The 3,485-nt window shown below is 56.1% G+C and carries 3 protein-coding genes; 1 reads left to right on the forward strand and 2 read right to left on the reverse strand.

What is annotated here, in order from left to right:
• On the reverse strand, positions 1 to 627 hold a 627-nt coding region (locus tag VMJ32_08610), incomplete at its 3' end, for a DUF1573 domain-containing protein (protein HTQ39077.1).
• A 446-nt stretch (positions 628 to 1,073) separates the two neighbouring features.
• Between VMJ32_08610 and VMJ32_08615 the strand changes: the two genes are divergently transcribed.
• Complete coding sequence (locus VMJ32_08615) at positions 1,074 to 3,026, forward strand: thioredoxin-like domain-containing protein (GenBank protein HTQ39078.1); 1,953 nt, start codon at positions 1,074 to 1,076, stop codon at positions 3,024 to 3,026.
• 59 nt (positions 3,027 to 3,085) lie between these two features.
• On the opposite strand, the gene VMJ32_08620 is transcribed toward VMJ32_08615, so the two are convergent.
• Positions 3,086 to 3,298 carry a hypothetical protein gene (locus VMJ32_08620; GenBank protein ID HTQ39079.1) on the reverse strand — a complete coding sequence of 71 codons (213 nt, stop codon included), beginning with the start codon at positions 3,296 to 3,298 and terminating at the stop codon, positions 3,086 to 3,088.
• Positions 3,299 to 3,485: the final 187 nt, after the last annotated feature.

Consider the following 3,485-nt stretch of genomic DNA (forward strand, 5'->3'; position numbering starts at 1 on the left):
CAGGAACAACTGGTCGTTGATGTATCCGGCGGGGCTGGTGGGTTTCAGGCGTACCAGCAGCTCGTAGACGACAGTGCCGGCGGCGCGCTTGAGTTCGTTCACTTCGACTTCGAAATTGGTGTTGGCACTTTGCACATCGGAAATGGCCCAATCGCTGCGTCCGGTGTGCGTGAGCATGATTTTTCTCTCGGCGCCTTGGCCGGCGTCGACGGAACCTAATTCCACGACGCCCGGTTGCATGACCACGTCGCTCAGAATGTTGCCGGAGACTTGCAACTGCACTTCGGCGAAATAGGGCTTATCGAAGGTGACGGTAATGGTGGCCGAGTGGTTCCCGTAAAAAGAGTTGGTGTTGAAGTTGGCCACAATATCGCCGGTTTCCCAAGTTTTCAAATCGGTTTTGCTGGCTTCCGCGGCGGTGCAACCGCAACTGCTGCGGACCGACGAAACATGGAGAGACTCCACATACGGATTGGTGAATTTGAAACGATATTGTGCCTTGCTGCCACGGGCCAACGATCCGAAATCGTGGGTGGAGTCCGTAAACATTTTGCGTGCCCAATCTTGGGCGTGCGCAGCCGGAACCCAAGCCAAAAGCAGCAACAAAAGCACAACTTTTCGTGGCACGAAGAGCGTCTCCCTGGGAATCCAACTCAATGTGGCGAATTTTGCGGTAAAAATCGACCCCGCGCGGCGGTTTATCTTTTCATCTGCGGCGGACTAATCCAAGCGGAACATCCTCCCTAAGTGCCGTGAATATCTAGAGTTGCACTCCCCGGCTACCAACCGAAACTAACGCAGAGAGAAGTTGGACTATTCGCATAATGTCGGTCAAAAAGCGACCGCGGCAGAAACCATTTTGGGGCCGGAGGCGGCTGGCCGTCAAACTTCCGACGTTATTTACCGTTGCGACGGGTGATAGCGTTTCGGCAAACTTTCCGCGGTTTGCGTAGAAATGTAGTGACTGCGCCTGTTAGGGCGGATTTTCGGTATGATCGAGAAAGCGGCGACGCTGAGAGATGGGGGGGCGCGTTACCGGGGCCAGATGTAGGAGAGCCGTTACAGGTTTCGCGATGAACATGTGTCGATTGCAATGGTTGCCGCTGAATTGGATTGTGGCCGGGGGGTGTCTGGCGCTGTTGTCCGGATTGCCGGGGTGTGGTCGTCCGACGAACTTTGGCGTGGTGGCCGGGGAAGTGGATCAACTGGCGCAGGCGCCGACGGGAACCGGGGCGTCTGGTACGACTGAGCCGAGCGGAGTGGCAGCGGCACGAAACGGAGCGGCGCAGCTGGAGAATCCGTTTCCCAATCGATCGCCCGCGCCGGCCTTGGAAGGGGGCGTGGAATGGTTGAATACATCGGCCCCGGTTGATCTAAAAAAATTGCGCGGCAAATTTGTGCTACTGGATTTTTGGACCTACTGCTGCATCAACTGCATGCACATTTTGCCGGAGTTGAAAAAGCTGAAGCATGCGTATCCCAACAACGTGGTGATTATTGGCGTACATTCGGGCAAGTTTGACGCTGAGCACGATTCGGAAAACATTCGGCAAGCGGTATTGCGGAACGACATTGAACACCCGGTGGTCAATGACGCGGATTACAAAATTTGGAACGCCTATCATTGCGATAGTTGGCCCAGCCTGCGGTTGATCGATCCGCAAGGGAACATTGTGGCCGAGCAAGGAGGCGAAATCGATTTTCCCACGCTCGACGCCTTCTTCAAAAAAGTGTTGCCGTATTATCGACAGCAAAATTTGCTGGACGAAAAGCCCACTCACTTCGATTTGGAAAAAAACAAAGCGGCGAACACGCCGCTGTTATATCCTGGAAAAATCTTGGCCGACGAACCGGGCGGCAGGCTGTTTATTGCCGACAGCAACCACAACCGGATTGTCGTCGCAGCGCTGGACGGCGTCTCAAAACTCCCTCTCCCTTTGGGAGAGGGCCGGGGTGAGGGGCAGCCGGCGGCGAAAGTTGTCGACATTATCGGCAGCGGCGACATCGGCCGGGTCGACGGCGATTTTCGCACGGCGACGTTTCATCATCCCCAGGGCATGGCCCTGCACGGCGACACGCTGTACGTGGCCGATACGGAAAATCATTTGCTGCGCAAAATCGACTTGAAAAAGCAGCGAGTGACCACGATTGCCGGCACGGGGGAAGAAACCCATTTTGGCTGGCCGGGTTACGATCCGGATTCGGGCCTGCCGCCGCCGGAACGGTTTGTCGGCCCGCCGTTGAAAACGGCGCTCAACAGTCCGTGGGCGCTGTCGATCAACAGGAACGATTTATACATCGCCATGGCGGGGGCCCATCAGATTTGGAAAATGCCGCTGGACGAATCCGAGATTGGCCCGTATGCAGGTAATGGCCGCGAAGATATTGTCGACGGTCCGCTGTTGCCCAAGCGGCCTTACGCCGCCGGTTACGCATCGTTCGCGCAGCCCAGCGGATTGAGTTGTGATTCCGCGGCGGCAGATTGCTTGTATGTGGCCGACAGCGAAGGAAGCTCGATCCGCGAGGTTCCACTGGATCCGACGAAGGAAGTTCACACCGTGATTGGCACGGCTGATATTCCCGCCGGCCGGCTGTTCACTTTTGGCGATGTCGACGGAACCAACGGCACCGCCCGGCTGCAACACTGCCTGGACTTGGTGTATCACGACGGCATGTTGTACGTCGCCGACACCTACAACAATAAAATCAAACAAATCGATCTGAAAACGGGCGAATGCAAAACGCTGGCCGGCACGGGCAAAGCCGGCCACGACGATTTTCCGTCACCTGCCGAAACGGGGGCAGGCGGCGCGGGCGCTTCGTTCTCCGAACCGGCCGGATTAACCTACGCCGCAGGCAAACTGTATGTGGCCGACACCGACAACCACTTGATCCGCGTGATCGAGTTGCCAGCCCCGGGCGATAAGGGCGGTGCTGCCGCGCCCCGGGTAACCACGCTTTCGATCAATGACCTGACGCCGCCAGTGTTACCCGCCATACCGTCAGTCAATTCGTCCACCAAGTGACCGGCCGTTCGCATTCAGTCCGTTACTTGGATTCCGAGGGTAGCTCTTTTTCGCGCAATTTATCCGTGATCGTGGCGATTTTCGTTCGCATCGGGATCGATGCCGTGCTCGATTTTTGCCATCCGCTCTCGATGGCGAATAATGGCCAGCACAATCGAATAGGTAATGCCCAGCACAATTGCACTGATGGGAACCATCAAGGCCAAAATATCGGGCTGTAGAATCCGGGACCAAAATGGCGCTTCGTCAGCCAACAGAAATAAATGGTTCATGATTCACCGTGCAATTCAGGACCTTGTGCGCTGACCTTAGATTATAGTTGTTCGCACCAGGACGTGCGATATTGGGCCTGACGCTAAGGTCGGTGGACCAGTTTGGATATTAGCAGCGGGAGTACACCGGCAACGATCAATTTCTGCTCGAATTTGCCCACTGCTTGGAACGATCTCCGATTGTCAA

The organism is Pirellulales bacterium (assembly GCA_035499655.1).
Taxonomy (GTDB): domain Bacteria; phylum Planctomycetota; class Planctomycetia; order Pirellulales; family JADZDJ01; genus DATJYL01.

Bases quoted from the DNA above. Each gene is read 5' to 3' on its own strand.
- VMJ32_08615 (HTQ39078.1), top strand. From the start codon at position 1,074: ATGAACATGTGTCGATTGCAATGGTTGCCGCTGAATTGGATTGTGGCC.
- VMJ32_08620 (HTQ39079.1), bottom strand. From the start codon at position 3,298: ATGAACCATTTATTTCTGTTGGCTGACGAAGCGCCATTTTGGTCCCGG.